General features: G+C 61.1%; 24 protein-coding genes. 14 read left to right on the forward strand and 10 right to left on the reverse strand.

The genetic code is table 11. The features are described 5' to 3' along the window. Window positions 1-15: 15 nt before the first annotated feature. From AAFN47_RS14650 to AAFN47_RS14680, 7 genes are all read right to left on the reverse strand, one after another. Complete coding sequence (locus tag AAFN47_RS14650; protein ID WP_499809989.1) at window positions 16-954, reverse strand: bifunctional helix-turn-helix transcriptional regulator/GNAT family N-acetyltransferase; 939 nt, start codon at window positions 952-954, stop codon at window positions 16-18. Window positions 955-1,024: 70 nt separating this feature from the next. Then, window positions 1,025-1,783 (reverse strand): class I SAM-dependent methyltransferase, encoded by a 759-nt coding sequence (locus AAFN47_RS14655; protein WP_499809990.1) that lies wholly within the window; start codon window positions 1,781-1,783, stop codon window positions 1,025-1,027. A 62-nt stretch (window positions 1,784-1,845) separates the two neighbouring features. After that, window positions 1,846-5,043 (reverse strand): efflux RND transporter permease subunit, encoded by a 3,198-nt coding sequence (locus tag AAFN47_RS14660; RefSeq protein ID WP_499809991.1) that lies wholly within the window; start codon window positions 5,041-5,043, stop codon window positions 1,846-1,848. Next, entirely contained in the window at window positions 5,040-6,032 is a 993-nt protein-coding gene (locus AAFN47_RS14665) for an efflux RND transporter periplasmic adaptor subunit (RefSeq protein ID WP_499809992.1), read from the reverse strand. Before AAFN47_RS14665 ends, AAFN47_RS14660 begins: the two co-directional genes overlap by 4 nt. A 43-nt stretch (window positions 6,033-6,075) precedes the next feature. After that, complete coding sequence (locus AAFN47_RS14670) at window positions 6,076-6,279, reverse strand: YgaP family membrane protein (RefSeq protein WP_499809993.1); 204 nt, start codon at window positions 6,277-6,279, stop codon at window positions 6,076-6,078. After that, the gene (locus tag AAFN47_RS14675) at window positions 6,276-6,596 is read right to left on the reverse strand and encodes an ArsR/SmtB family transcription factor (RefSeq protein WP_499810096.1); all 321 of its coding nucleotides are present in this window, start codon (window positions 6,594-6,596) and stop codon (window positions 6,276-6,278) included. The genes AAFN47_RS14670 and AAFN47_RS14675 overlap by 4 nt, the downstream gene beginning before the upstream one ends. Before the next feature lie 59 nt (window positions 6,597-6,655). After that, window positions 6,656-7,948, reverse strand: a complete 1,293-nt coding sequence (locus AAFN47_RS14680) for an NAD(P)/FAD-dependent oxidoreductase (RefSeq protein WP_499809994.1) — start codon at window positions 7,946-7,948, stop codon at window positions 6,656-6,658. Between the two features lie 239 nt (window positions 7,949-8,187). On the opposite strand from AAFN47_RS14680, the gene add reads away from it, so the two are divergent. The 9 genes from add (at window position 8,188) to AAFN47_RS14725 (ending at window position 16,170) form a co-directional block, all read left to right on the forward strand. Next, the gene (gene add, locus AAFN47_RS14685; RefSeq protein WP_499809995.1) at window positions 8,188-9,171 is read left to right on the forward strand and encodes an adenosine deaminase; all 984 of its coding nucleotides are present in this window, start codon (window positions 8,188-8,190) and stop codon (window positions 9,169-9,171) included. A 134-nt stretch (window positions 9,172-9,305) separates the two neighbouring features. Continuing rightward, window positions 9,306-9,842 carry a nucleoside deaminase gene (locus AAFN47_RS14690; RefSeq protein ID WP_499809996.1) on the forward strand — a complete coding sequence of 179 codons (537 nt, stop codon included), beginning with the start codon at window positions 9,306-9,308 and terminating at the stop codon, window positions 9,840-9,842. A gap of 248 nt (window positions 9,843-10,090) precedes the next feature. Continuing rightward, window positions 10,091-10,999 (forward strand): allantoinase PuuE, encoded by a 909-nt coding sequence (gene puuE / locus AAFN47_RS14695; RefSeq protein ID WP_499809997.1) that lies wholly within the window; start codon window positions 10,091-10,093, stop codon window positions 10,997-10,999. A gap of 2 nt (window positions 11,000-11,001) precedes the next feature. Then, window positions 11,002-11,496 carry a 2-oxo-4-hydroxy-4-carboxy-5-ureidoimidazoline decarboxylase gene (gene uraD / locus AAFN47_RS14700; protein WP_499809998.1) on the forward strand — a complete coding sequence of 165 codons (495 nt, stop codon included), beginning with the start codon at window positions 11,002-11,004 and terminating at the stop codon, window positions 11,494-11,496. Between the two features lie 18 nt (window positions 11,497-11,514). Beyond that, complete coding sequence (alc, locus tag AAFN47_RS14705) at window positions 11,515-12,546, forward strand: allantoicase (RefSeq protein WP_499810097.1); 1,032 nt, start codon at window positions 11,515-11,517, stop codon at window positions 12,544-12,546. After that, the gene (locus AAFN47_RS14710) at window positions 12,546-13,037 is read left to right on the forward strand and encodes an ureidoglycolate lyase (protein WP_499809999.1); all 492 of its coding nucleotides are present in this window, start codon (window positions 12,546-12,548) and stop codon (window positions 13,035-13,037) included. The genes alc and AAFN47_RS14710 overlap by 1 nt, the downstream gene beginning before the upstream one ends. After that, window positions 13,038-13,400 carry a hydroxyisourate hydrolase gene (uraH, locus tag AAFN47_RS14715; protein ID WP_499810000.1) on the forward strand — a complete coding sequence of 121 codons (363 nt, stop codon included), beginning with the start codon at window positions 13,038-13,040 and terminating at the stop codon, window positions 13,398-13,400. A 146-nt stretch (window positions 13,401-13,546) separates the two neighbouring features. Further along, window positions 13,547-14,557 (forward strand): ligase-associated DNA damage response exonuclease, encoded by a 1,011-nt coding sequence (locus AAFN47_RS14720; RefSeq protein ID WP_499810001.1) that lies wholly within the window; start codon window positions 13,547-13,549, stop codon window positions 14,555-14,557. After that, on the forward strand, window positions 14,557-16,170 hold the full coding sequence (locus AAFN47_RS14725) for a cisplatin damage response ATP-dependent DNA ligase (RefSeq protein WP_499810002.1): 1,614 nt from the start codon (window positions 14,557-14,559) through the stop codon (window positions 16,168-16,170). The genes AAFN47_RS14720 and AAFN47_RS14725 overlap by 1 nt, the downstream gene beginning before the upstream one ends. Here the strand turns inward: AAFN47_RS14725 and AAFN47_RS14730 are convergent. Beyond that, window positions 16,167-17,129: a formylglycine-generating enzyme family protein gene (locus AAFN47_RS14730; RefSeq protein WP_499810003.1), complete on the reverse strand. Its 963-nt coding sequence runs from the start codon at window positions 17,127-17,129 to the stop codon at window positions 16,167-16,169. The genes AAFN47_RS14725 and AAFN47_RS14730 overlap by 4 nt on opposite strands. 9 nt (window positions 17,130-17,138) lie before the next feature. Continuing rightward, window positions 17,139-18,596, reverse strand: coding sequence for a sulfatase family protein (locus AAFN47_RS14735; protein WP_499810004.1), 1,458 nt, complete (start codon window positions 18,594-18,596; stop codon window positions 17,139-17,141). A gap of 118 nt (window positions 18,597-18,714) precedes the next feature. On the opposite strand from AAFN47_RS14735, the gene AAFN47_RS14740 reads away from it, so the two are divergent. From AAFN47_RS14740 to AAFN47_RS14760, 5 genes are read left to right on the forward strand one after another with little or no spacing between them, the layout of a single operon-like run. Further along, the gene (locus AAFN47_RS14740) at window positions 18,715-19,488 is read left to right on the forward strand and encodes a helix-turn-helix domain-containing protein (RefSeq protein WP_499810005.1); all 774 of its coding nucleotides are present in this window, start codon (window positions 18,715-18,717) and stop codon (window positions 19,486-19,488) included. A gap of 23 nt (window positions 19,489-19,511) precedes the next feature. After that, on the forward strand, window positions 19,512-20,492 hold the full coding sequence (locus AAFN47_RS14745; protein WP_499810006.1) for an ABC transporter substrate-binding protein: 981 nt from the start codon (window positions 19,512-19,514) through the stop codon (window positions 20,490-20,492). A 36-nt stretch (window positions 20,493-20,528) separates the two neighbouring features. Next, entirely contained in the window at window positions 20,529-21,299 is a 771-nt protein-coding gene (locus AAFN47_RS14750) for an ABC transporter ATP-binding protein (RefSeq protein WP_499810007.1), read from the forward strand. Beyond that, window positions 21,290-22,105 carry an ABC transporter permease gene (locus AAFN47_RS14755; RefSeq protein WP_499810008.1) on the forward strand — a complete coding sequence of 272 codons (816 nt, stop codon included), beginning with the start codon at window positions 21,290-21,292 and terminating at the stop codon, window positions 22,103-22,105. Before AAFN47_RS14750 ends, AAFN47_RS14755 begins: the two co-directional genes overlap by 10 nt. A gap of 1 nt (window position 22,106) precedes the next feature. Next, complete coding sequence (locus AAFN47_RS14760; protein ID WP_499810009.1) at window positions 22,107-23,459, forward strand: sulfatase family protein; 1,353 nt, start codon at window positions 22,107-22,109, stop codon at window positions 23,457-23,459. A gap of 275 nt (window positions 23,460-23,734) precedes the next feature. Here AAFN47_RS14760 and guaD read toward each other — a convergent pair whose 3' ends face one another. Further along, window positions 23,735-25,051 (reverse strand): guanine deaminase, encoded by a 1,317-nt coding sequence (guaD, locus tag AAFN47_RS14765; RefSeq protein WP_499810010.1) that lies wholly within the window; start codon window positions 25,049-25,051, stop codon window positions 23,735-23,737. Window position 25,052: the final 1 nt, after the last annotated feature.

Here is a 25,052-nt window from a genome sequence, read left to right on the forward strand (position 1 = left end):
TGAATTGAATCAGGATCAGAGATCCCGCTCCCACATCTGGCCGACAAGGTCCTTGCCGAAACTGTGGTGCGGCTCCTCCTCGTACAGGGTGAAGCCGGCGGCCTCGTAGATGCGCCGGGCCGAGACGAGAATATCGTTGGTCCACAGCACCATGCGGCTGTATCCTCGCGCTTTGGCGAAGCGAATGCATTCGTCAACGAAACGCCGTCCGAGACCCATGCCGCGCGCCGTTTCCTCGACGTAAAGCATGCGCAGCTTCGCGGTCTCGTCGTCATCCCGCGTGACGAAAACCGAGCCGACGATCTCGCCCTCGATTTCGGCGATCCAGCAGCGGTCCCACGCGGGATCGAATTTTGTGATGAATTTCGAGACGATCTCGCCAAGCAGCGCCTCGAAGGTCCAGTCCCAGCCATATTCGATTGCGTACAGCCGGGCCTGGCGATGGACAATATAGCCAAGGTCTCCGGGTTCGGGATCGCGGAGCGTGAAGATTGCGTCCGGTTTGTTCGCGCCCAGCAGCCGTTCGATCCGGCGCATGGAGCCGACAACCTGACGCTGTTCGGCCGGGATGAGCTTGCCGAGCAGATCCGCGACTTCCGACGCCGACGCCGCGTTGAGCTTCGCAAAAGTGATCCGGCCCTTGTCCGTCAGTTCCAGATCCAGCCGCTTCGCATTTTCTTTCGAGGGCAGGCGGGTGAGCAGCCCGCGTTTTTCAAGGCCGGTTACAAGTCGGCTGAGATAGCCGGCATCGAGCCCCAGGTCCCGGCCGAGATCGGCGGCGGACACCCGGCCGCTGGCGGGCGCATTGGCGACCTCGTAGAGAACGCGCATCTGCGGAAGCGAAAATTCGGAAGAAAGCAGCCGGTCGTTAAGAGCGCCGACCAGCTTTGTGTGGAAGCGGTTGAAGCGGCGCATGGCCGCTATGTCTTCTGCGGAAACATCGTGGTTCGACATGGAGTTGCCAATAACAATTTAATATTGCCTTAGGCAACATATGGCAAAAACATCGATTTGGAAAGCCGGTTTATTCAATTCGGCCGACCCGGCCATTGATAGGCCAGCGAATGGTGCGAAGGGTTTCTTCCGGCCCCCAGAGGCGTTTCAGATCTTTCGCAAAGGCGTCGATCACGGCATCCGCGCCGGCCTTCCTTGCAGCCTTCACGGCCGACCATGTCGAAATGTAGCCGAGCAGCTCGCCGAGCGTCCATTGGCGCTCGATCGCGATGTCGGGCAGGGCAAGTTCGGGGAAGGGAAAGGGCATTGTGGCGTATCCGTCCTCGACGTGGCGACGCGCCGCCGGCCAGTAGTCGAAGATTTCCGTCCAGTAGAAGTCGTGGAAGCGCTTCCCGACTTCACCGTCGAGCTCCGGCACCCCGTAGGATACAAGCGCGACAACGGCGCCGGGACGAGCGACGCGTTTCGCCTCGGCGTAGAAAGCGTCGAGATCGAACCAGTGCGCCGCTTGCGCGGCGACGATGAGATCGACGCTGTCGTCGGTAAGGCCGATTGTCTCGGCGCTCTCCTGCCGGTAGTCGACCTTCGGATCCTGAAACGCGTTCTCGATCTGCTCCGCGCTCGGATCCGTGGCCGTGACCCTGTCGAAGCGGATGGCGAGCAGGCAGGAAAACTGTCCGTTGCCGCAGCCGACATCAAGGGCATGGCGGGTCGATCCGCACAGATCCGCCAGGGCGTCGATCAGCGCCTGCGGATAGGTTGGCCGGAAACGGGCGTAGTCCGATCCACCCTTATCGAAGGGGTTATTTCCGGCGTTGCGGCTGCTCATCGTGTGATCCTTCGCCGGCCGCCCCCGTCGTCATGACGGAGGCTGCAGCCGGTGGATGGTTTCTACGCCCGACGGCCGCCGCGCAACAAGATGTAGATCGCCGGGATCACGAGAACGGTCAACGCCGTCGACGAAGCGAGCCCGAACAGCAGCGAGATCGCCAGACCCTGGAAGATCGGGTCGGTCAGGATGACGGCGGCGCCGATCATGGCGGCGAGCGCCGTCAGCAGGATCGGTTTGAAGCGGATGCCGCCGGCTTCCAGGAGCACGTCGATCAGTTCGCGATCCGGCGTTCGCGTGTGCTTGACGAAGTCGACAAGCAGGATCGAGTTGCGAACGATGATGCCGGCGAGCGCGATGAAGCCGATCATCGACGTCGCCGTAAACGGCGCATGGAACAGCCAGTGGCCGAGCATGATGCCGATGAAGGTGAGCGGGATCGGCGTCAGGATGACCAGCGGCACCTTGAACGAGCCGAACTGGGCGACGACGAGGATATAGATGCCTACCAGGGCGATCATGAAGGCTGCGCCCATGTCGCGGAAGGTGACCCACGTCACTTCCCACTCGCCGTCCCACAGTAGAACCGGCTGGCTCTCGTCTTCCGGCTGACCATTGAGCTTGATCGTCGGCTTGGGCAGGTCGCCCCAGTCGATCTCGTCCAGCGCTTTGGCGACGGCGATCATGCCGTAGACAGGCGCCTCGAACTCGCCCGCAAGCTCGCCCATGACCATCTCCGTGGAGCGCATGTTGTGGCGGAAGATCGGGTAGCTCGACTTCTCTTCGCGAATAGTGACGACATCGCCCAGCTCCACGATGCTGCGGTTGCCCGGCAGAAGGTTGGCGGCGACCGGCGTTGCAAGCGCCCGTTCGTCGACGACCCTGTCGCTCTTGGACGGCGCGACGGTGATGGCAATCGGATGCCGACCTTCGCCGCGATGGGAATAGCCCACGGTCTGCCCGCCGAACCAGGCGGAGATCGTCTCGAAGACATCGCTGTGTTCGACGCCGAAGAACTCCAGATTGTCCTCGTCGATGAGCATGCGGATCCGCGGCGCCTGTACGCCGAAGGAATCATCGACGTCCACGACATAAGGCACCTTCAGGAAGGCTTCGCGGATCTTCTCCGCAACGGCGCGACGAGTTTCGCCGTCCGGGCCGTAGACTTCGGCGAGCAGCGTTGCGAGTACCGGCGGGCCGGGGGGCGGTTCGACGACCTTGATGGACGTTCCTTCGGGGACATCGAGATCGGCGAGGCGCTCTCGGATGTCGAGGGCGATCTGGTGACTTGTGCGATCGCGATGCTCTCGCGTGACCAGATTAACCTGCACATCGCCCTGATTGGGCATGCTGCGCAGATAGTAGTGCCGCACCAGACCATTGAAGTTGAACGGGGCGGACGTTCCGGCATAGGTCTGGAAAGACGTGACTTCATCGATATCGGCGAGCCGCTGGCTAACGGTCTCGAGCACACGGTTGGTCTCCTCGACCGACGTGCCTTCCGGCATGTCGACGACGACCTGCAATTCGGTCTTGTTGTCGAACGGAAGAAGTTTCACCGTGACGTGCTGAGTATAGAAGGCTGCGAGCGAGCCCAGCGTCGCAATCCCGACCAGCATCAGGAAGACGAAGGAGCGGAACCGGGTTTTCAGGATCGGCCGGGCGACGGCGATATAAATACGGCCGAGCGCCCCGATTGTCTCGTGATGTTCGCCGCCATGGGCGGAGGTCTTGGCCGCGATGCGCATCATCAGCCACGGCGTCAGCATGACGGCCACGAAGAAGGAGAAGATCATGGCCGCAGACGCCACCGCCGGTATCGGGCTCATATAAGGGCCCATCAGACCGGAGACGAACAACATCGGCAGCAGCGCGGCGACGACAGTGAGCGTCGCCACGATGGTCGGGTTGCCAACCTCGGCGACCGCCTCGATCGCAGCGCGCGCCCGCGGACGGTCGTCATTCATCGCCCAGTGTCGGGCAATGTTCTCGATGACGACGATGGCGTCGTCGACGAGGATGCCGATCGAGAAGATCAGCGCGAAGAGGCTGACGCGGTTCAGCGTGTAGCCCATGATCCAGGCCGCGAACAGGGTGAGCAGAATGGTCGTGGGTATGACGATGGCGACGACGATCGCCGCCCGCCAGCCAATGGCGAAAGCGACCAGAAGGACGATCGAGATGGTCGCCAGCCCGAGGTGGAACAGCAGTTCGTTTGCTTTTTCGTTCGCCGATTCCCCGTAGTTGCGCGTCACTGTCATTTCGACGCTTTCAGGAACAAGCTCGGCCTCTACCGCTTCCAACCGGTGCAGGATCTTCTCGGCGATCACCACGGCGTTGGAGCCTGGCCGCTTGGCGATGGCGATGGTGACGGCGGGCACGCGCGACAGCGTATCGCCGTCTCGTGCGATGTGCGACACGTAGGTTTCGTTCGGCGAGGTGATCAGGTCGATATTGGCGAGATCGCGGACATAGACCGGCCTGCCGTCGCGCGCCGTCACCAGCAGATTGCCGATTTGAACGCCGCCCTGCAGGGTCTGGCCGGCGACGAGTCCGACCTGTTCCTGGCCTTCGCGCACCTGTCCGACCTGAAGCGACCGGTTGGCGCCCGACAGCTTTCCGGCCAACTGCTGCAGCGTGACGCCGTAGAGAGACAGCTTTTCCGGATCGGGCTCTATGCGCAGTTCTTCCGGCTGGTCGCCGACGATATAGGTGAAGCCGACATCTTCCAGCTTGGTGACCTCTACCAGAACCTCGCGGGCAAGCCGCGTCAGGTCGTTGGCAGTCCATTCTCCTGGCGCTTCCGGATCCGGAGACAGGGTGATGGTGACGATCGCCACGTCGTCGATCCCGCGGCCGACGATCAGCGGTTCGGGTATTCCGGTCGGTATGCGGTCGAAATTGGCGCGGATCTTGTCGTGCACTCTGAGGATTGCGGCGTCGGAGCTTGTTCCGACCTCGAAGCGGGCGGTGACCATGACCTGGTCATCATTGGTCTGCGAGTAGAGGTGTTCGACGCCGTCAATGGATTTGAGGATGGTCTCCAGCGGCTCCGTCACCAGCTTGACGACGTCGTCCGCTTTCAGGCCGTTGGCCTGGACGTGGACGTCGACCATGGGCACGGAAATCTGTGGCTCTTCCTCACGCGGCAGCGTCATCAGCGCAATCAGCCCGACCGCGAAAGAAGCCAGCAGCAAAAGCGGCGTCAACGGAGAGGTGATAAAGGCCTGTGTCAGGCGGCCTGCGATACCGAGATTCATGGCGCGACCACCGTATCGCCGGCGCGCAGACCGGTCAGAATTTCAACGAAATCCTCGCCGTCGATCGTGAAGGACTCGCCAGGGATGACCGTGACTTCGGTTTCCTCGTCGCCCTTGAGAACCTTGACATAGTCCATGCCGTGGCGGGTCTCAACGGCTTGCCGCGGAACGACAAGCACCTCGCGCGAACCGATCGGAATGGTGACGAGGGTGCGTTCTCCGACAAAGAAATCGCCGAGATTGTCGACTTCGACATCGGCCGTGACGCGGCCGTCGGAAATCTCCGGGTAGACCTTCGCCACATGGCCGGTGGTCAGCATTTCGCCATCGTCTAAGGGAGTAAGCCCGCGGGCCCCGACGGTCACCTCGTCGCCCTGTTTGATCCCGGCGGCGTGGCGTTCGGGAAGCGACAGCCGCAGGAAATACCCGCCGCCGGCGATCCGGGCGATGGTTTCACCAGCCAGAACGACGGATCCTTGTGATACGGGCACGGACAGGACACGACCGGAGGCCGGCGCGAGCACAGTGCCTTCCTTCGCCTGCTGGACGATGACGGATTTGTCGGCCTCGATGGCGTCGAGCTGGTTCTGGAGGACGTCGAAGGCGGTCTGCTGCTCGTCGAGGCGCGTCTTGGCCACCGTGCCGCGTTCAAAGAGCTGTCTCGCCCGTTCTACATTGGTTCTGGCGTTTTCGAGTTGCGCTTCGATGGCGGATTGCCGGGAGTTGATCGCGTCGAGCTGAAGCGCGATCTTCTCGTCGACCACATTGGCGATCTCGTCGCCGAACTGGACCGCGTCGCCTTCATCGACGAGGATTTCGACGACCGTTCCACCGATCCGCGCGCGCGCCGGAAGCGTGTCGCGGCTCTGGACCTGCCCAAACACTGATTTCATGACCGGAAACGTTGTTGGTTCGAGCACAAAGTCGGCGGCAGAGGCGGAAGTCGCAAAAACGACAGCAATCGTCAGTGCGGTGAATTGGCGTCTCATCGTTTGATCCCTTTCAGGCTTCGACGGCCCGTTATAGTTGCGGTCAGGAAAATGCGTTGCCCGCTTTGATACCGAGCTTTTTAAACACGATAGCAGCCGGGCAAAAGCCCGTGAAGGAAGACTGGATCATGTTCAGGCCGGCAAAGGCGGTGAGCAGAAACCACCAGGGCGAGACGAAGTGGCCGAGCGCAACGGATACGAGGATAACAACGCCTGCAAAGGCCATGACAGCGCGATCGATGTTCATTTTTCTTTCTCCTTTTTCAGGTCCGGGTCCGGACAGTGGATTTCCTTGAGGGTGGTGAGCAGGTATCGGAGGTTTGCGTCTCCGATCGAGTAGTAGAGAACCTGACTTTCGCGCCGGAAGGTCACCAGACCTTCCTTGCGCAGCTTTGCCAGATGCTGGGACAGCGCGGATTGACTGAGATCAACATACTCGGCCAGTTCGTGGACCGCGCACTCACCCGAGGCCGCCAGCCGGCACAGGATCAGAAGCCGTTTCTGGTTCGACAGAAGCTTCAGGAGCCGGGCGACCTCGTGTGACCGTTCGATGAGCGGACCGATGTCGCCAAGCTTGCCGTCCGTATCCGACGTGGCGGCTTCCTTTATCTGGCGGAGCTGTTTCAACCGGCGTCTTCCATGTGGATTTCCTTGAGCTTCTTGATGCCGAGCACATCGAGAGCGAGGTTTTCGTAGAACGTTTCGCTCTTGCCGCTGCGGACCTTTCTCAGGAAATATTTCTCGAAGCCGATCTTGGCGGCGTGCACCCAGCGGCCTTGCGACGACCAGTTGACGTTGCGCGGCGGCAGTTGCGGTTGCGCGACGAAGGCGATGCCCTTGTCGCCGAAATCGGCCAGGCAGATCGCGTTCCATGTGGCGACGGCGCGGGGCTCGTCGCCCTTGATCAGCGCGGAAACGTTTTCGGCGGTCGCAGTCACCATGGATTCGATCATGAATCCGGTTTTCGGCACGCCGACGGGCAACGGGGTTTTGCCAACGGGCGGGATCGCCACGCAGACGCCGATCGCAAAGACGTTGGGGTATTTGTCGTTGCGCTGGTGCTTGTCGATCGTGACAAAGCCGCGCGGGTTCGTCAGGCCTTCGATGCCGGAGACGGCCGGGACGCCGCGAAAGGCCGGCAGCATCATCGAGAACGAGAAGGGCAGTTCGTGGGCCTTTTTCAGGCTGCCGTCTTCGTTGACCTCCTCGACATGCATGACGCCTTCTTCGACTTGTCTGACGCGCGCGTTGGTGATCCACTTGATGTGCTGATCGCGAAGCGCGCTCTCCAGCAGCGACTTGGTGTCGCCGACGCCGTCAAGTCCGAGATGGCCGATATAGGGTTCCGGCGTGACGAAGGTCATCGGAACCTGGTCGCGCTTCTTTGCGCGCCTCAGGGCGGTGTCGACGATGAAGGCGAACTCGTAGGCCGGGCCGTAGCAGGAGGCGCCCTGAACGGCGCCGATAATGGCGGGACCAGGCTTCTCGACCAGCTTTTCAAAGGACTGCTTTGCGTCCATCGCATGATCGATATGACAGATGGATTCGGTGCAGGCCTGCGGTCCGAGCCCTTCGATTTCGTCGAAGGCGAGATCCGGACCCGTCGCAATGATCAGATAATCGTAATCGACCATCTCGCCGTCATTGAGCTCGATCCGGTTTTCTTCAGGATGGACCTTCTTCGCGCCCTGCGGTTTGAGGGCGATGTCGCGTCGGGAGAATACCGGCTCCAGCTCGACGGAAATGTCGTCCCGGTCGCGCCACCCAACCGCGACCCACGGGTTGGACGGAACGAAGGAATAGGTGGAGCCTTCGTTGATGACCGTAACGTTGGCCGTGCTCCCCACCTTTTCCTTCATCTCATAAGCCATGATTACGCCGCCGAGACCGGCGCCAAGAACCACAATGTTTTTCATTTTCTCCTCCTTCTCGACCCCAAAGGGGGGGGGCGAATATTTAAATTAGAGAATGCTAATTTAGTAATTACTAAAATAAATGCAAGGAGAAAGTGCAATGGCTGAAAAAGGACTGTGCGACCGTTTCTTCAGCGGTTGGACGAGCGTTGCGATTTCGCGCACATAGCAGGCGCAACTTTCTCCTTGTCACCGCGCTGACCATGGGCAGACTGGGACGCAGCAACAGAAAGGACTGGTCCGTGGATTTTAGCGCGCTGCCAAAGGCGGAAATACATATTCACCTGGAAGGATGTTTCGAGCCGGACGATATCGCCGCGCTGGCTGCGGAAGCGGGCGAAGAACTGCCGCGTCCGCCGAGCGAACTCTACGACGTGTCATCGCTCAGCAATTTCCTGGCATTCCTGGACTGGACCTGCGGGCTTGTCCGCACCCGCGACCAACTGGCGCGAGCGGCCTACGCCTTCGCAAAGCGGCAGAGCATGTCTGGCGTGCGTTACAGCGACGTGATCGTCAATCCGACGCATTGGGAGCACTGGAAGAAGGACATTCCAGGCATGCTGGACGGCTTGCACGCCGGGTTCAGCGAGGCCGAACAGGATGGCTGCCAACCGTCCATGCTTTGCATCAGTCTATTGCGGCAGCAGACGGCTGAGGAAGGCATCGAACTGGTTGACCTGCTCGTTGAACTGAAACATCCGCGGGTCGTCGCACTGTCGATCGACGGGAACGAGACTGCGGCCGGGCGCACCGGGCCGCGTTTTGCCGAGGCCTATCGGCGGGCGGCGAAAGGGGGCTTGCGTCGCACTGCCCACGCCGGCGAATCGAGCGGTCCGGACGGCGTGCGCGACGCCATTGAACTGCTTCAGACCGAACGCATTGACCATGGGGTGCGCGCCATCGAGGACGACGAGGTCATGAACCTGCTGATCGACAACGACATCGCGCTCGGCATAACCCCGTCATCGAACCTGACTCTCGGTCTATACAAAGACTTCGCCGCCCATCCCTTCGAGAAGCTTCGCAAGGCCGGCGTGTCGGTTTCCGTCAACACGGACGACCCGGCTCCGCTGCGTCTCAGCCTCGAACAGGAATACGCCAATATGGCGGGCGCCAATGGCTGGGACAAGGAGACGGTCCGCGAACTCGCGCGCAACTCCGTGCGCGCCTCCTTTGCCAATGACGACCTCAAGGCTGGTATCCTGAAGGACCTCGACGCCTGGTAGAGCGATTAAGAAATGTGCTGCATTTGGTTGATGGTTATTGTGTAATGGTTGCACATGCAGCAATTGGAATGTGAAATCAGGACACATTTGCAGGTCGATGCGGATCGAGCAATCACCAAGACAGGAAACAGCAAGTGGCATCAGGCAAGGAAGAATCGGCGGAAGAGCGGGACGTCCGGTTCATGCGAATGGCTTTCGCGGTCGCCAAAAGGGCGCTTGATGAGGGAAGTCATCCGTTCGGCGCAATCCTCGTGGGGCCGGATGACGCGGTGCTGATGGAGCAGGGCAACGCGTTTCTGCCGCACCATGACATGACGGGCCATGCCGAACGGGTGTTGATGACGCGGGCGTCGCAGGCCTACGATCCGGAATTCCTGAAGGGCTGCACCATGTACACCTCGGCCGAGCCCTGCGCCATGTGCGCCGGGGCGGCCTACTGGGCGGGACTTGGACGCCTTGTCTACGGACTGAGCGAGGCGCGCCTGAAGACTATTACGGGCAACCATCCCGAAAATCCCACGCTTGATCTTTCCTGCCGCATCGTCTTCGCCTCCGGCCAGCGCGAGGTGGATGTGACGGGTCCGATGCTCGAAGACGAGGGCGCGGCCCTGCATGAAGGCGTGTGGGACGAGGCGCCGACGCGTCCTGAAACCGTCGGGACAAATACCTAGCAAACAGCTCAAGATCCTGTTGTAGCATAAACCGTAAAGGCGCCGCGTCTTCAGCGCCGCTTTTGCTCACTGCCGCGATGCAACGCGGTTGCGGCTGATCGGATCGTTATTTTTCAAGAACTTGCGGGACTGAGCCCTTTAAAGTTTTACAATAGGCAGTTTCAAGAAAACAATGGGCTACGGGGCGTCGAGTTTTGGCGCCCCGAATGCTATTTTTCAACGCAACCACAAACAGTCCGGAAAACTCCATGTATCCACGCGACATGATTGGCTACGGCCGCACGCCACCCGACCCGAAATGGCCTGGAGACGCCAGGATCGCCCTGCAATTCGTCATTAATTACGAAGAAGGCGGCGAGAACAATGTCCTGCATGGCGACAAGGCCTCGGAAGCTTTTCTTTCGGAAATCGTCGGCGCGCAGCCCTGGATCGGCCAGCGGCACATGAATATGGAGTCCATCTACGAATACGGGTCGAGAGCCGGTTTCTGGCGGCTTTGGCGGATGTTCACCAGCCGCAACCTGCCGGTTACGGTCTACGGCGTCGCGACGGCGCTGGAGCGCAATCCGGAAGCGGTGGCGGCCATGAAGGAGGCCGACTGGGAGATCGCCTCGCACGGCCTGAAATGGATAGAATACAAGGACTACGACAAGGAAGCCGAGCGCGCCGACGTTATGGAGGCGATCCGCCTGCACACCGAGGTGACCGGCGAACGTCCGCTTGGCTGGTACACCGGTCGGTCGTCCATCCATTCCACTGACCTGGCGATGGAAGAGGGCGGGTTCCTCTATACATCCGATGCTTATGCCGACGATCTGCCTTACTGGATCAAAGGGCCGCACGGTCCGCATCTGATCATACCCTATACGCTGGACGCCAACGACATGCGGTTTGCGACGCCGCAGGGCTTCAATTCGGGCGACCAGTTCTACAGCTATCTGAAGGACGGCTTCGATTATCTCTACGAGGAAGGCCGCGAGGGCGCGCCGAAGATGATGTCGGTCGGCCTGCATTGCCGGCTTGTCGGACGCCCCAATCGGGCCGCGGCGCTGGCGCGTTTCCTCGACTACGCGGGCTCGCATGACAAGGTCTGGATACCGCGGCGCATCGACATCGCGCGCCACTGGCGTGAACATCACAAGCCGGAGAGCGCCTGACAATGACGACGCGCGATCAATTTCTGGAGGCGTGCGGCGGAGTCTTCGAACATTCGCCCTGGATAGCCGAGCAGGCTTGGGACGCAGGCCAGATCGGCGAGCCGCTGGCGCTTGAAAACGTTCACGCCGCAATGTGCGAGACGTTTCGCGAAGCGAGCGCCGAGCAGCGGCTCGCCGTCCTGCGCGCGCATCCCGATCTTGCCGGCAAGCTGGCGATCGCCGGCGAACTGACGGACGATTCAAGAAACGAGCAGGCAGGCGCCGGCCTCGACCGGTTGACGCCGGACGAACACGCCGAGTTCACGCGTCTGAACACCGAATATACAGACAAGTTCGGGTTTCCCTTCATCATCGCGGTCAAGGGACTGGACAAGTCGGATATTCTGGATGCCTTCCGAAGGCGTGTTCACAACAGCAGCGAAGCGGAGTTCCGGACCGCGTGCGAGCAGGTGGAGAAAATAGCCCGCCTGCGGCTGCAGACAATAATAACGGAGTAAGTGGAGATGGACGTGGCGATAACGACAAAGCAGGAAATCAGGGCGCCGGAATTCACGCGCGGAAAGGTCAACCTCGCCTCGGCGCGTCTGGGCGCCGCTGCGCTCTACTCAACCGACGAGTTTTTCGCGCCGGTGGAGCGCATGCTCAACGACGATCCGGCGGTTTTCATCGACGACAAGTATGACGATCACGGCAAATGGATGGACGGCTGGGAATCGCGCCGCAAGCGTAGCCCGGGGCATGACTGGGCCGTTATCCGTCTCGCAGTGCCGGGCAGCATAGACGGGTTCGACATCGACACCAGTTTCTTTACCGGAAACTATCCGCCGGCGGCCAGCATCGAAGCCATTTTCGAGGACGACGGCGATCCCGACGATGAATCGGACTGGGTCGAGATCCTGCCGCAGACATATCTCGAACCAGACGAACATCATTTCCAACAGGTCCCGGACGCTGAAATGCGCAAGCGCGTCTGGACTCATTTGCGGATTCATATCTATCCGGATGGCGGCATTGCGCGCCTGCGGGTGTATGGAGAAGCGTATTTCGACTGGTCCAAGGTGACGGCCGAAGAGGAAGTCGATCTCGCCTATATCTTCCATGGCGGACGGGCGCTCGCCTGGTCGGACGCCCATTACGGCTTTCCGGCGAAGCTGATTTCGCCGGGTCGCGGCGTCAATATGGGCGACGGATGGGAAACCGCCCGTCGGCGCGGACCTGGCCACGACTGGGCGATCCTGAAGCTGGGCCATGCGGGCACAGTCGACAGGGTCATTGTCGACACCGCACATTTCAAGGGAAACTATCCCGACCGGTTCGACCTGCTGGGCGCTTTCATGCCGGAGCATGCGGGAAGCCTTTTGGATGAGGATATCGTCGCTTCCGCAGACTGGACGCCGATCCTGACGGACCGCAAACTGCAAATGGACCACATCCACGAATTCCATGCCGACACCATTCTCGACCGGGGGCCGTTCACACATCTCCGCCTGAATATCCATCCAGACGGCGGCGTGAGCCGGGTGCGCGTCATGGGACACAAGGCCTGATGACGGTTCGGCTCGAGGTCCGGAAACTGACGAAAGAAGCGTTCGAGCCCTTCGGCAACGTCATCGAGACAGAAGGGGCTGAAGTGCGGCTGATCAACGGCGGAACCACCGAGCGTTTTCATGCGCTGGCGCAAGCGCAGACAGGTGAGGGCGCAGCGATCGTCAGCATCTTTCGAGGCCAGCCGCGGTCATTTCCCTATTCCGTGACGATGATGGAGCGCCACCCGCTTGGCAGCCAGGCTTTCTATCCCCTGCAGAATCGGCCCTGGCTTATCGTCGTGGCGCAGGATGTGGACGGCAGGCCTGGTTCTCCTGAGGTTTTTCTGGCCTCAGGCGCCCAAGGGGTGAACTATCGGGCGAATATATGGCATCATCCGTTGATGGCGCTGGACGACGTGAGCGACTTTCTGGTGGTTGACCGCGAGGGCGAGGGCAATAATCTGGAAGAGTTTGATTATCCGGACCCTTTCGAAATAAATTGGAGCAAGTAGATGGCCAACGGACGACTGACGACCCACGTGCTGGACACGGCGAAAGGAAGTCCGGCCGCTGGCCTCAAGATCGAGCTGCGGGAGGTCTGCGCGGACGAAACCTTTCATGTGATCGGTTCGGTCGTGACCAACCATGACGGCCGCTGCGACGGCCCGCTGCTGAGCGGCGACAAAATGAAAACCGGTGTCTATGAACTGGTTTTTCACGCTGGAGACTATCTCAAGCGCACCGGCGGGGACCTTACGGAACCCGCTTTTCTCGACGTCATCCCCATCCGCTTCGGCATTGCGGACACGGATGCGCACTACCACGTGCCGCTGCTGATCTCGCCTTACGGCTATTCGACCTACCGGGGGAGTTGACCGGACGGTTGTTGTCTATTGCAACGCGGACGCGTGGCGGCTGCCGGTCGCGCAGCGTCTTCGTTCCAGCATCAAAGAAAACTTGCATTTTCCGGAACGTGCAGCAGATCATGGCGTTGAGGTTTGTTTGTCGGGGTTGAGTTCCCATGAAAGCCGAAGCGTTGCTGAGTCCGCGGCCGGAAGGTCTCTACTGCGCGCCGGGTGACTTTTACGTCGATCCGGTTCGCCCGGTTGAGCGCGCCCTCATCACGCATGGCCATTCCGACCATGCGCGCGCCGGCCACCAGGCGGTTCTGGCGACCCGGCAGACGCTGGACATCATGCGCATCCGCTACGGCGATGACTTTTGCGGACAGGAACAGACCGCCGATCTGCGAAAGACGATCGACGTCAACGGCGTGACGGTGACCTTCCATCCAGCCGGACATGTGCTTGGCTCGGCGCAGATCGCCATTGAAATTGACGGCATGCGCATCGTCGTCTCCGGCGACTACAAGCGCTCCGTGGATCCGACATGCGAACAGTTCGAACCCGTTCCCTGCGACGTCTTCATCACCGAGGCGACCTTCGGTCTGCCGGTGTTTCATCATCCAGACCCCGAAGCCGAAATCGGCAAATTACTGAAATCTCTGGAGACGTTTCCGGAGCGCAGCCACCTCGTCGGAGCCTACGCTCTGGGAAAGGCGCAGCGGGTGATCGCGCTGCTGCGCAAGCAGGGATACGACAGGCCGATCTATATCCATGGCGCTCTGGCGAAGCTTTGCGATTATTACGAGAGCCAGGACGTCGATCTCGGCGAACTCCTGCCGGCGACGGTGGAAAAATCGGCGCGCGACGATTATCGCGGCGCTGTCATCGTCTGCCCACCATCCTCATTTGCCAACCGCTGGGCGCGGCGCTTCGCCGACCCGATTTCGGCATTCGCTTCCGGATGGATGCTGATCCGCCAACGCGCCCGGCAGCGCGGCGTCGAACTGCCGCTGGTGATTTCCGATCATGTCGACTGGCCCGAACTGACGGACACGATCAGGGACGTAGGCCCGGGCGAAGTGTGGGTGACGCACGGGCGCGAAGAGGCGCTGGTGCGCTGGTGCGAACTGGAGGGCATTCCGGCGAAGCCACTCCACCTTATCGGATACGAGGACGAGGGCGACTGATGAGAGCCTTTTCCCGTCTGCTCGACCGCCTGACGCTGACGCCACAGCGAAACGCGAAACTGCGACTGCTGGTCGACTATCTTTCGGCGACGCCGGATCCGGATCGCGGATATGCGCTGGCTGCGCTCGCCGGAACGCTGGACATCAGGCTTGTCAAGCCGGCGCTGCTGCGCGAACTTGTGCTGGAGCGGATGGACGAGACGCTGTTTCGCTATTCCTACGATTATGTCGGCGATCTCGCCGAGACGATTTCGCTTGTCTGGGAAGCGCCGGTGGAGGACGAGGCTTATGAGCCGCGCCTGTCCGAGGTGGTCGAGGAATTGAACGGGCTCGGCCGCAGCGACGTGGCGGCGCATGTGCGCGCGCTCTTCGACCGGTTGGACACCAGCGGGCGCTATGCGTTGATCAAGCTGGCGACCGGCGGCTTGCGGATCGGCGTGTCGGCGCGCCTGACCAAGCAGGCGCTGGCATTGATGGGCGATGTCGACGTGTCCGATATCGAGACGCTTTGGCACGGGCTCGAGCCGCCTTACGAAAGCCTGTTCGCCTGGCTGGAAGGCAGGGGCGGCAGGCCCGAGCTGGTGACGCCGGCGATCTTCCATCCCGTCATGCTGGCGCATCCCGCGACCGACAGTGACCTCGAAAAGCTCGACCCGGCCGACTATCTGGCGGAATGGAAGTGGGATGGCATCCGCGTTCAGCTGTCCGCCGACGACGCCCATCGCAGGCTCTATTCGCGCAGCGGCGACGACATCTCGGGCAGTTTTCCCGACATTCTGGAGGCGGTCGATTTCGAAGGCGTGATCGACGGCGAGTTGCTGATCGGCGGCACAGCGCGCACCAATTCGCCGACGCTGACCTTTTCCGATCTGCAACAGCGGCTGAACCGCAAGACGGTGACGCAGAAGCATATGACCGACTATCCGGCGTTCATTCGCGCCTACGACCTGCTGTTCCTTAAGGATCGCGACATCCGGGAGGAGCCGCTGGAGGATCGGCGGGAGCGACTTTCGGAGGTGATCGAGACAGCGGCGCGGGACCGGTTCGACCTTTCGCCGCTGGTCAGGTTTGAAAGCTGGGAGCAACTCGACGGCCTCCGCAAGAATCCGCACGATCCGGTGATCGAAGGCGTCATGATGAAACGCCGCGACAGCGTCTATCAGGCGGGTCGGGTCAAGGGGCCCTGGTTCAAGTGGAAACGCGAACCGCACATCATCGACGCCGTGATGATGTATGCGCAGCGCGGTCACGGCAAACGATCGAGCTATTACTCCGACTTTACGTTCGGCGTATGGATGGGGGAACCGGGCGCCGAGGCTCTGGTGCCCGTCGGCAAGGCCTATTTCGGCTTCACAGACGCCGAACTCGAAATCCTCGACCGGTTCGTGCGCAACAATACGGTGGACCGCTTTGGGCCGGTGCGCGCCGTGCGGGCGGAGCCGCAGTCCGGCTTCGTGCTTGAAGTCGCCTTTGAAGGGATCGCGCGATCAAAGCGCCACAAGTCGGGCGTCGCGATGCGCTTTCCGCGGATCTCGCGATTGCGTCAGGACAAGCTGCCGATGGAGGCGGACCGGCTGGAGACGCTGACCGCGATGATCGATGATCGGGGTTAGAGCGCGCAGCGGAAGCCGGTGTTTGCAGTGCTGGAGTCGGGTGAATTGAAGGTGCGCGCCGACAGCCGGTAACGGTTGCAGTAGGAGGCGTGACAGAGATAGGAGCCGCCGCGGATAACCTTCGCCTCGTCATTCGACGGACCGACTGGATTAATCCGGGTGGCTGTACTTTCTTCGACATGCCAGACGGGGCTCCATCCGTCATGACACCACTCCCAGACATTGCCGGAGGCATTGTAAAGCCCGTAGCCGTTCGGTTCGAACGAGCGTACCGGCGCAGTCATCAAAAAGCCGTCGGCGGCGGTGTTGTCGGTCGGGAACCTGCCTTGCCATACATTGCACATGTGCCGACCGTCGGGTTCCAGTTCGTCGCCCCATGGAAACCGCGACTGGACGCGCCCGCCGCGCGCGGCCTTTTCCCACTCGGCTTCGGTGGGAAGTCGTTTTCCACTGGCGGACGCAAAAGCCTGCGCGTCGTTCCAGGAGACATGCACGACAGGGTGGTCGGGTCTTTCGCGCCAGTCTGACCCCGGCCCGTCCGGACATTTCCAGCAGGCGCCCTTCACGGCCAACCACCAGGGGGTTCCGGGCAGCCGATCATCCATGATGTGGTCAAAGGCGGCCGGATGGACGGCGGCTGCAAACACGAACGACCAGCCGTAGCGTTCCGCATCCGTGACATAGCCGGTCCGCTCCACGAAGCAGGCGAATTCGGTCGTCGTCACGGCGCACGAATCGATCAGGAAAGGTGCTGTTTCAACGGAGCGGACCGGGCCTTCGCCGTCGGCCGGAAAGCCGTCCGCGTCCTCGCCGCCCATGTCGAACGAACCGCCGGGAATGTGGCGCATGTTCTCCTGTGACGGCTGTTCTTGAGGCGCGAATGCGGGCGCGTTTCGCGACGGCTCGCCACTGCCGCGCGACGGCGTGCAGCAGCCTTTCGCGTCGTCCCGTTCATTCATTGCCGGACGCTACCACTCCGACAGACGCGGTGGCAACGGATCGATCGTGAAGGCCATGCGGTGCGTGAGTTTGGTGAGCATGTCCGCCTTGAGGGATAGCGAGGCCGGATCGCGCCATAGATTGTTGATCTCCAGCGGGTCGGCGACGAGATCGTACAGTTCGCCGTCGTCATGGGCATGATCGACGATGATCTTGTGCGTCTCGGTCCGCAGCATCGTCAATTGCGCTGTCGGATCAACATGATACGGCATGGCGTTGTAGTACTCGCAATAGACGGAATCGTCGCCCTTCTGCGCCGATTCGTCCCCACTCAACCAGCCGAGGAGCGAACGGCCCTGCATGCCGGCGTAGGGCGTAGCGCCGGCTGCGTCCATGAGCGTCGGCGCGAGATGGACCAGTTCCAGCAGTTCGCGACGCCGACCGGGCGGAACCTTGCCGGGATAGCGGATCATGAAGGGCACGCGGATGCCGGCGTCGTAGAAATAGGGGCCTTTGAGATAGATGTTGTGATCGCCCATCATTTCGCCATGGTCGGACATGAAGACAACGATTGTGTTGTCTTTCTGACCGGTGTCTTCGAGCGCATTGAGAATGCGGCCCATCTGCTGGTCGACATGTTCGCACATCGCCCAGTAGGCCGCCTTTACCATCTTGTGGTCGACCTCGCGCATCTCCTTTCGGCCGTATCCGCCGATGAAGCTTTTCACCTGGCCGTAGGCGCCGTCGGCATCGACACGCTGATAACGGGTCTTGGATTCGAGATCGTCCTCCATGGCCGCCGGAAGCGGGACGTCGTCGAGGCGGTCGAGCCAGCGGTCCATGAACGAGGGCGGCGGATCGAAAGGATGATGCGGCGCGTAGATGTTTGCGACGTAGAACCACGGGGCGTCGCCGGATGCGTTTCGTTCGATGAACTCGCAGGCGCGGGTTCCGCACCAGGCCGCCTCCGTCGCGTCCTCCGGCATGCCGTTGCGCACCCAGGGGGAGCGTTCGTGCGGCGTGGTTTCGTAATGCAGGCCGCGCGCTTTCAGGAACCGCGTATAGTCGGAATTCATGCCCCACATATCCATCGGCGACTGCGCCCAGTTGAACTCGGAAAAGCCGTCATCGATGCGCGGCTCCGTGGTCTTGGCGATCGCCGGGTCGCCGGGTCCGAAATGGAATTTTCCGACGAGGCCGGCGAGATAGCCCTCGTCGGCCAGCAGCTTCGAGACCGGTTTCTCGTCCGGCGGCATGATCTGGCCGTTCTGGCGCAGGCCGGTCGTGCGCGGGTAGCGCCCGGTCATGAAACTGCCGCGGCTGGGCGAACAGATCGGGCTCTGTACAAAGGCGTTTTCGAACAGGGCGCTCTCTTCGGCCAGACGGTCGATTTGGGGCGTGGACACCTGATCGTTGCCGTAGCAACCCAGCGTGTCGGCGCGCTGCTGGTCGGTGCAGACGATCAGGATATTCGGACGGTCACTCAAGCCAGGTCTCCTTTAAAGGCCGGGACTCGATCGTTGAAAAGAGCCCATTGACAAAAAAACGTCGATCCGCAAGACTGTCAATAGTGAAAGTAATAAGTTTCATTTTTGAAAGTAAATGATGGCTAACCCACTGGCTGCCGGTCGCCGCTCCCTGCGGCTGATCGAACATCTTGCGGAGTACCCTTACGAGCGGTCGTTCTCCGATCTCGCAAAGGCGATGGATCTGTCCGGGGCGTCTCTGACGCGTCTTCTGAAGATGCTGGTGGAAGAGAACTGGATTCGTCAGCGCCAGTCGAACGGTCACTACACAGTCGGGTACCGGACCTTGCAACTGGGCGACGCCTTGCGCTCTTTCGGACTGCAAAGCGCGCAGGTTCTGCAAAGCGCGCAGGTGCAGGGAACCGTCGCCAATCTGGCCAATCAGACCGGACATTCGGCCTGTATCGCCTCCTATCATGGAGACTGCTTTGTGCTGCTCGCCAAGACCGAACTGCACAATTGCTACCATTTCATCGATATCTTCGCGCCGAATACGGACTGGATTCAGAACGGCATGGGCCAGTTCCTGCTTGCTTATCAACCGAAAGCGGACGTCGAGCGGATCTATCGCGATATCTTCGGTTTGGAAGTTCCGCAGCAGCACCTGGACGGTTTCGAGGCAATTAGGAAGACAGGCCTGCTGGTTCGCACCGAGGGCGCGATCACCCGTTTCGTCATGGGGCTGGATCAGCAGGGATCGGGAATAGTTCGCAATGTCGTGTCGGTGGCGGCGCTGAATGCGCATCCGATCAACAAGACCGAAATCCTGTCCAAACTCGAATTCGCGGCCAAGAAGGCTTCGAGCGGGCTGGCGGGTCGACCTTTTACACCAGTTGCACAATCTGAAATCTAAACCAACCAGAAGGAACACATGGCATGTTGAAAAGCAAAGTACTCGGCGCCGCGGTGGCGCTCGCCGCAACGGTCGCACTCAATGTCTCGGCGCACGCGCAGGAAGTCGTTCGCTATGCGACTGACGGCTACGGAATGGGCTCGCTTGCAATCGTGGCAGCCGAAAAGGGCTTCCTGGAAGAAGAAGGCATCAAGCCTGTTGTTCAGACCTATTCCTACGGTGTCGACACGGTTGACGCCGTGCTTGCGGGCAACGCCGATTTCGGCGTTATCATCGACTTTCCGCTCCTCACACGCTTCGCCGCCGGCAAGCTGATGTCTCCGGCGATCATCGCCGAGCCGCTTCCGGGCTGGCACAAGCTCTACACCAAGGCCGATCTCGAAATTCCCGGCGACCTGAAAGGCAAGGATATCGGAGTGGCTACCGGCACCGCGCAGGAATTCGTCACCCGCACCTACCTCTCCGACAACGGCCTCAACCCCGAAGAAGACGTCAACATGGTCGGCTTCACGAGCCTTTTCGAGATCGTCGGCGCCATGAAGGCCGGACGACTGGACGCAGCCTGGATCTGGGGTGAGGGCGTTCCGACCATGGACGCCGATGACGGCTGGAAATTCATCGCCGACGACAGCATTGTCAACCAGAGCACCAGCGCGCCGCTTGTTGTCTTGAAAGACTACTACGAAAACCACAAGGACACGGTCGCCAAGACCCTGCGCGCGTTCCAGAAGGCCTCCGAATACATGGAGTCCGACCTCGACGAAGCGGTCGCGCTGATTGCGAAAAGCGTGGGCGGCGACGCGGCGCAGATCAAGAACGTCGTCCAGCAGCAGCGCTACGGCCTGAGCTTCGGCGGCGCGCCGATGTCCAGCCTGAAGGCGAAGTACGACTTCCTGGTCGCCGCCGGAAAGATCGAGCCCTACGACTTCACCGCGCAGTTTGACGCCGGCGCCCTGTCGGAAGCAGTTCCGGGCGTCGAAGTCGATCCGATGCTTCAGAAGTAAGTCGAGCCTGCAGAACAGTCCCGTCGGAGACAAAGAATGACGATTGAAATGACCAAAGTTTCCTTCGCCTATCATGGCGGGACAAGCGGCCTTCCGGTCCTTGCGGATGTGGATCTCACCGTGCCCGACGGCGAGTTCCTCATCCTGCTCGGGCCGAGCGGTTGCGGGAAGTCGACCTTGCTGAAGCTGATCGCCGGCTTCGACAAGCCGACGACCGGCGAGGTAAAGGTCGCCGGCAAGACCGTGACGGGTCCGGGCAAGGACCGTGGCATGGTTTTCCAGGATCTCGACAGCGCCCTGTTCCAGTGGCTGACGGTTCGGGGCAATGTCGAATTCGGTCTGCGCATGAACAAGGTTTCCGACGCCGACCGCAAACGGCAGGCCGACGAAGCATTGCGCATGGTCAACCTTTCCGGCCATGTCGACAAGCTGCCCGACGAGTTGTCAGGCGGCATGAAACAGCGGGTGCAGATCGCCCGGATGCTCGCCATGCGTCCCGAAATCATGCTGATGGACGAGCCGTTCGCAGCGCTCGACGCCCAGACGCGCCAGATGTTGCAGACCCAACTCGTCACCATCTGGTCGGAGGTCAAGCGCACGGCGATCTACGTGACGCACGACATTCGCGAGGCGCTCAATCTCGGTCAACGCATACTGCTCATGTCGGCGGGACCGCGCGCCGGCATCAAGCACGAATACGAGGTTCCGCTGTCCTATCCCCGCGACCAGACCGATCCGACCTATATCGACCTGCTGGACCGGCTTTCGAAGGATATCGAGGAAGAGGTGACCAAGGTATGGTCGTAGAAACAACAGAAACAACGCCTCCGAAAAAGGCGCCGTTCGGGCGCTTGATCACCGGCTTCTGGATCTCCTTCCTGTCGGTCGTCTTCGGACTGATCGTCTGGGAGATCGCCGCGCGCAATTTCATCGATCCGTTCTTTCTTCCGCCTGTCAGCGCCATCGTCGCAGGCGCTGTGGAGCTGATCGAGCGCGGCTTGCTGTTCCAGCATATCGCCATCAGCCTCTTCCGTATCCTCACGGGCTTTATCCTCGGTAGCTTCGTCGCCATACCGCTCGGACTGATCATCGGCAGCTACATGCCGGTGCGGCAGATCTTCGATCCCTACATCCACTTCCTGCGCTTCATCCCGGCGCTGGCGCTGACCACGCTGTTCCTCGTCTGGTTTGGGGTGGGCGAGGTCTCGAAAATCTTGCTGGTGATGTATTCGACGGGATTCATCGTCGTCATCAACACTGCCACCGGCGTGGTGACAACGCACAAGAACAAGAAACTCGCAGCCGAGACGCTGGGCGCTTCGACCTGGCAGATCTTCTGGTTTGTCACCGTGCCTGCGGCTGTCCCCTCGATGTATGTCGGCATGCGGCTGGCGCTCGCCGGCTCCTTCCTCGTCATCGTCGCGGTGGAAATGCTCGCGGCGGAATCCGGCCTCGGCTACCTGATCTGGACGTCGAAACTTTATTTCCGGATCGACTGGATGTTCGTCGGGATCTTCCTGCTGGGTTTCTTCGGGTTGTTGACCGATTACGCCTGGAAAATGCTCGGACGGCACTGGTTGCGCCGCTATGTCCGCGAGACGGCCAACTACTGACATGGCGCCGAACATTATCGTATTCCTGACCGACGATCACGGCCAGTGGGCGCTCGGCTCATCGGGAAATCCGGTGCTCGAGACGCCCAATCTCGACTACCTCGCCCGCACGGGCGCGGTGATGGAAAACGCCTTCACGCCGACGCCGGTCTGTTCGCCGGCGCGCGCCTGCTTACTGACAGGTCTTACTGCCTCGCAGCATGGCGTGCATGATTATCTCGACAACGCGCCGGCGCGTTTCGGGCGGGATTGGCTGGAGGGCCAGGAAACAGCGGCCGAACTGCTGCAATCGGCCGGATATGAGACGGGGCTGGTCGGCAAGTGGCATCTGGGAAACGACAGGAAACCGGCGAGGGGGTTCGAGCATTGGGGCGCACTTGCGGGCGACTACCCGATCGACGCAGCCGGCCCGGCGCGCTACTGCAAGGACGGCGAGATCGTGACCATCGCCGGCTCCAAGGCTGACGTGATCACTGACGCCGCGATCGACTTTCTCAAGAAGCGCGACGCGGAAAGGCCGTTTTTCCTCGTGGTGGGGCATGTCTCGACGCATAGCCCGTGGGAAGGCCATCCGGAGCGTCTGGTGGATCGCTACCGCAGCCATGATTTTGCGGAACTGCCAACGGACAAATCCTATCCCTTCGGCGTGCAGAACCTGGAATCCAGAGATCTGATCGATCGTTCGGAACAGGGCGAGGCGCTGGCTCAGTATTACGCCTCGGTGACGGCGATCGACGAGGGTATTGGCCGGATGCTGGATGCGCTCGACTCCGCTGGCGTGGGCAAAGACACTCTGATCGTCTATACGTCCGATCACGGTCTGAATTGCAGCCATCACGGCATTTGGGGCAAGGGCAACGGCACCTTACCGCTCAACATGGTGGAGGAGACGATCCGCATTCCCCTGATTGTTTCTGGGCCAGGCGTGGCGAAGGGGCAAAGAAGAACCGAATTCGTCGATCACCTTGACCTGTTTCAAACGCTACTTGATGTCGCAAAGGTCAGTCCCCCGACGGACGTCGACTATGCCGGCCGTTCCTGTCTGGGTCTCCTCGGGGGCGAAGCCACGTCTGCCTGGCGTGACATGCAGTTCTGCGAATACGGAACAACGCGCATGGCAAGAGGCGGTCGCTACAAATGCGTCGAATGGCTTGATACCGGAACTGCGCGTCTTTTCGATCTTGAGGCCGATCCGCGCGAAGAGACCGATATCGCCGGCGATCACCCGGAGCTTTGCCGGTCTTTGAGCGATCTCATCGCGGTCTACTACGAGCGTTTCAGCACGCCGGAGCACTCCGGCGCTCGGCCGGGCGGGCCAGAGCCCACGAACGAAACTTCTCCCTGGGTATTGTAGTTCAGCTTACCGCGCAGGCTGCGTCGCCCGGAATGCGATGGCAGCGTGCAGAGCGATGACGAGAACGGCGCGGTGAGATATTGGGCATGGCCCGCCGGTTGGACAGCGAAGATCCAGGCCGAAAGCGGCAGAAAAAGGACGATTGCCGTGACGAGGCCAGGATTATTTTGCCGGGTGCGGACCGCAGCCACTGTGCGCCCAATCGCTCCGACATATGTGTCGTGTGATGTAGCTGATTTGCCGGGTCTGATAAACAGGCCCGCCTACGAAATCGGTCACTGTGTGGCGAGAACGCTCTTCGCCGGTTCTCCGGCGACATAGGTCTCGACGATCGCGCGGTCGTCGCCGAGCGTCTGCATCAGGAACAGTTCTTCCGCCAGCGTGCCGACTGTTTCCATCCTCAGCTTCATGGCCGGCGTAGCTGTGGCGTCCAGTACCACGAGATCGGCGTCGTGACCGGGTTCCAGCGATCCGATCTGCTGGTCGAGGGAAAGCGCCTCTGCATTGCCGCGCGTCAGCCGCCAGAAGCTTTCCAGCGGCGTTATTCTCTGCCCCTGCAGTTGCAAAACCTTGTAGCCTTCGTCGGCCGTCCTCAACATTGAATAGTTTGTGCCGCCGCCAACATCGGTCGCGATGGCGATGCGCACGCGCTTCTCGCGTTCGTCCAGCGTCTTTAACGGAAACAGCCCGCTGCCGAGGAACATGTTCGAGGTTGGACAGAACACGGCGACGGAGCGGCTTTCGGCCATGGCGTCGGACTCGCGCTCGCTCAGGTGTATGCAGTGGCCGAACAGGCTCTTCTCGCCGGCAAGGCCGTAGTGTTCGTAGACGTCGAAATAGTCTTTCGCAGCCGGATAGAGTTCCTTCGTAAATTCGATTTCCGCAATGTTCTCCGACAAATGCGTCTGCATGAGGAGATCGGGATATTCGCGCCGCAACGCCGCGGCCATCTCCATCTGTTCCGGCGTCGAGGTGATTGCGAAGCGCGGCGTGATGGCGACGTGCTGCCGCCCGACGCCGTTCCACCGTTCGATGATCGCCTTCGTGTCGTCGTAGCCGCTCTGCGGCGTGTCGCGCAGTTCAGGCGGCGCGTTGCGGTCCATCATCACCTTGCCGCCGACCATGCGCATGTTGCGGCGGTGGCTTTCGGCGAAGAAAGCCTCGGCCGATTCCTTGTGCACCGAGCAATAGGCGACTGCGGTCGTGGTCCCGTGGCGGGTGAGTTCGTCGAGAAAACGCGCCGCGATGCGCTGCGCGTGGGCCGGATCGCGGAAACGCTGCTCCTCGACGAAGACGTATGTGTTGAGCCATTCCAGCAGCGCAGGCGCATAGGAGCCAATAACCTGCATCTGCGGCAGGTGAATGTGCGGGTCGATAAACCCCGGCATGACGAGACAGGGCCGGTGATCGATGACCGGAGTGTCAGCCGACGCGCTCCCGGCGACGTCCGCGTAATCGCCGGCGGCGGCGATCAGGCCTTCGCGGATCAGCAGCGCTCCGTCTTCTTGATAGGTATAGGCCTCGGCGTCGTCGACGGACATCGGTTGCCGCTTGAATGACAGCAACCGCGCGCGAATGAGCTTTTCGGTCACG

Source organism: Hoeflea sp. CAU 1731 (assembly GCF_039888615.1).
Taxonomy (GTDB): Bacteria; Pseudomonadota; Alphaproteobacteria; order Rhizobiales; family Rhizobiaceae; genus Flavimaribacter.

Excerpts from the sequence above, each read along its gene's own strand:
- AAFN47_RS14650 (WP_499809989.1), bottom strand. The coding sequence starts at position 954 with ATGTCGAACCACGATGTTTCCGCAGAAGACATAGCGGCCATGCGCCGC.
- AAFN47_RS14655 (WP_499809990.1), bottom strand. The coding sequence starts at position 1,783 with ATGAGCAGCCGCAACGCCGGAAATAACCCCTTCGATAAGGGTGGATCG.
- AAFN47_RS14660 (WP_499809991.1), bottom strand. The coding sequence starts at position 5,043 with ATGAATCTCGGTATCGCAGGCCGCCTGACACAGGCCTTTATCACCTCT.
- AAFN47_RS14665 (WP_499809992.1), bottom strand. The coding sequence starts at position 6,032 with ATGAGACGCCAATTCACCGCACTGACGATTGCTGTCGTTTTTGCGACT.
- AAFN47_RS14670 (WP_499809993.1), bottom strand. The coding sequence starts at position 6,279 with ATGAACATCGATCGCGCTGTCATGGCCTTTGCAGGCGTTGTTATCCTC.
- AAFN47_RS14680 (WP_499809994.1), bottom strand. The coding sequence starts at position 7,948 with ATGAAAAACATTGTGGTTCTTGGCGCCGGTCTCGGCGGCGTAATCATG.
- puuE (WP_499809997.1), top strand. The coding sequence starts at position 10,091 with ATGTATCCACGCGACATGATTGGCTACGGCCGCACGCCACCCGACCCG.
- uraD (WP_499809998.1), top strand. The coding sequence starts at position 11,002 with ATGACGACGCGCGATCAATTTCTGGAGGCGTGCGGCGGAGTCTTCGAA.
- AAFN47_RS14710 (WP_499809999.1), top strand. The coding sequence starts at position 12,546 with ATGACGGTTCGGCTCGAGGTCCGGAAACTGACGAAAGAAGCGTTCGAG.
- uraH (WP_499810000.1), top strand. The coding sequence starts at position 13,038 with ATGGCCAACGGACGACTGACGACCCACGTGCTGGACACGGCGAAAGGA.
- AAFN47_RS14720 (WP_499810001.1), top strand. The coding sequence starts at position 13,547 with ATGAAAGCCGAAGCGTTGCTGAGTCCGCGGCCGGAAGGTCTCTACTGC.
- AAFN47_RS14725 (WP_499810002.1), top strand. The coding sequence starts at position 14,557 with ATGAGAGCCTTTTCCCGTCTGCTCGACCGCCTGACGCTGACGCCACAG.
- AAFN47_RS14730 (WP_499810003.1), bottom strand. The coding sequence starts at position 17,129 with ATGAATGAACGGGACGACGCGAAAGGCTGCTGCACGCCGTCGCGCGGC.
- AAFN47_RS14740 (WP_499810005.1), top strand. The coding sequence starts at position 18,715 with ATGGCTAACCCACTGGCTGCCGGTCGCCGCTCCCTGCGGCTGATCGAA.
- AAFN47_RS14745 (WP_499810006.1), top strand. The coding sequence starts at position 19,512 with ATGTTGAAAAGCAAAGTACTCGGCGCCGCGGTGGCGCTCGCCGCAACG.
- AAFN47_RS14750 (WP_499810007.1), top strand. The coding sequence starts at position 20,529 with ATGACGATTGAAATGACCAAAGTTTCCTTCGCCTATCATGGCGGGACA.
- AAFN47_RS14755 (WP_499810008.1), top strand. The coding sequence starts at position 21,290 with ATGGTCGTAGAAACAACAGAAACAACGCCTCCGAAAAAGGCGCCGTTC.
- AAFN47_RS14760 (WP_499810009.1), top strand. The coding sequence starts at position 22,107 with ATGGCGCCGAACATTATCGTATTCCTGACCGACGATCACGGCCAGTGG.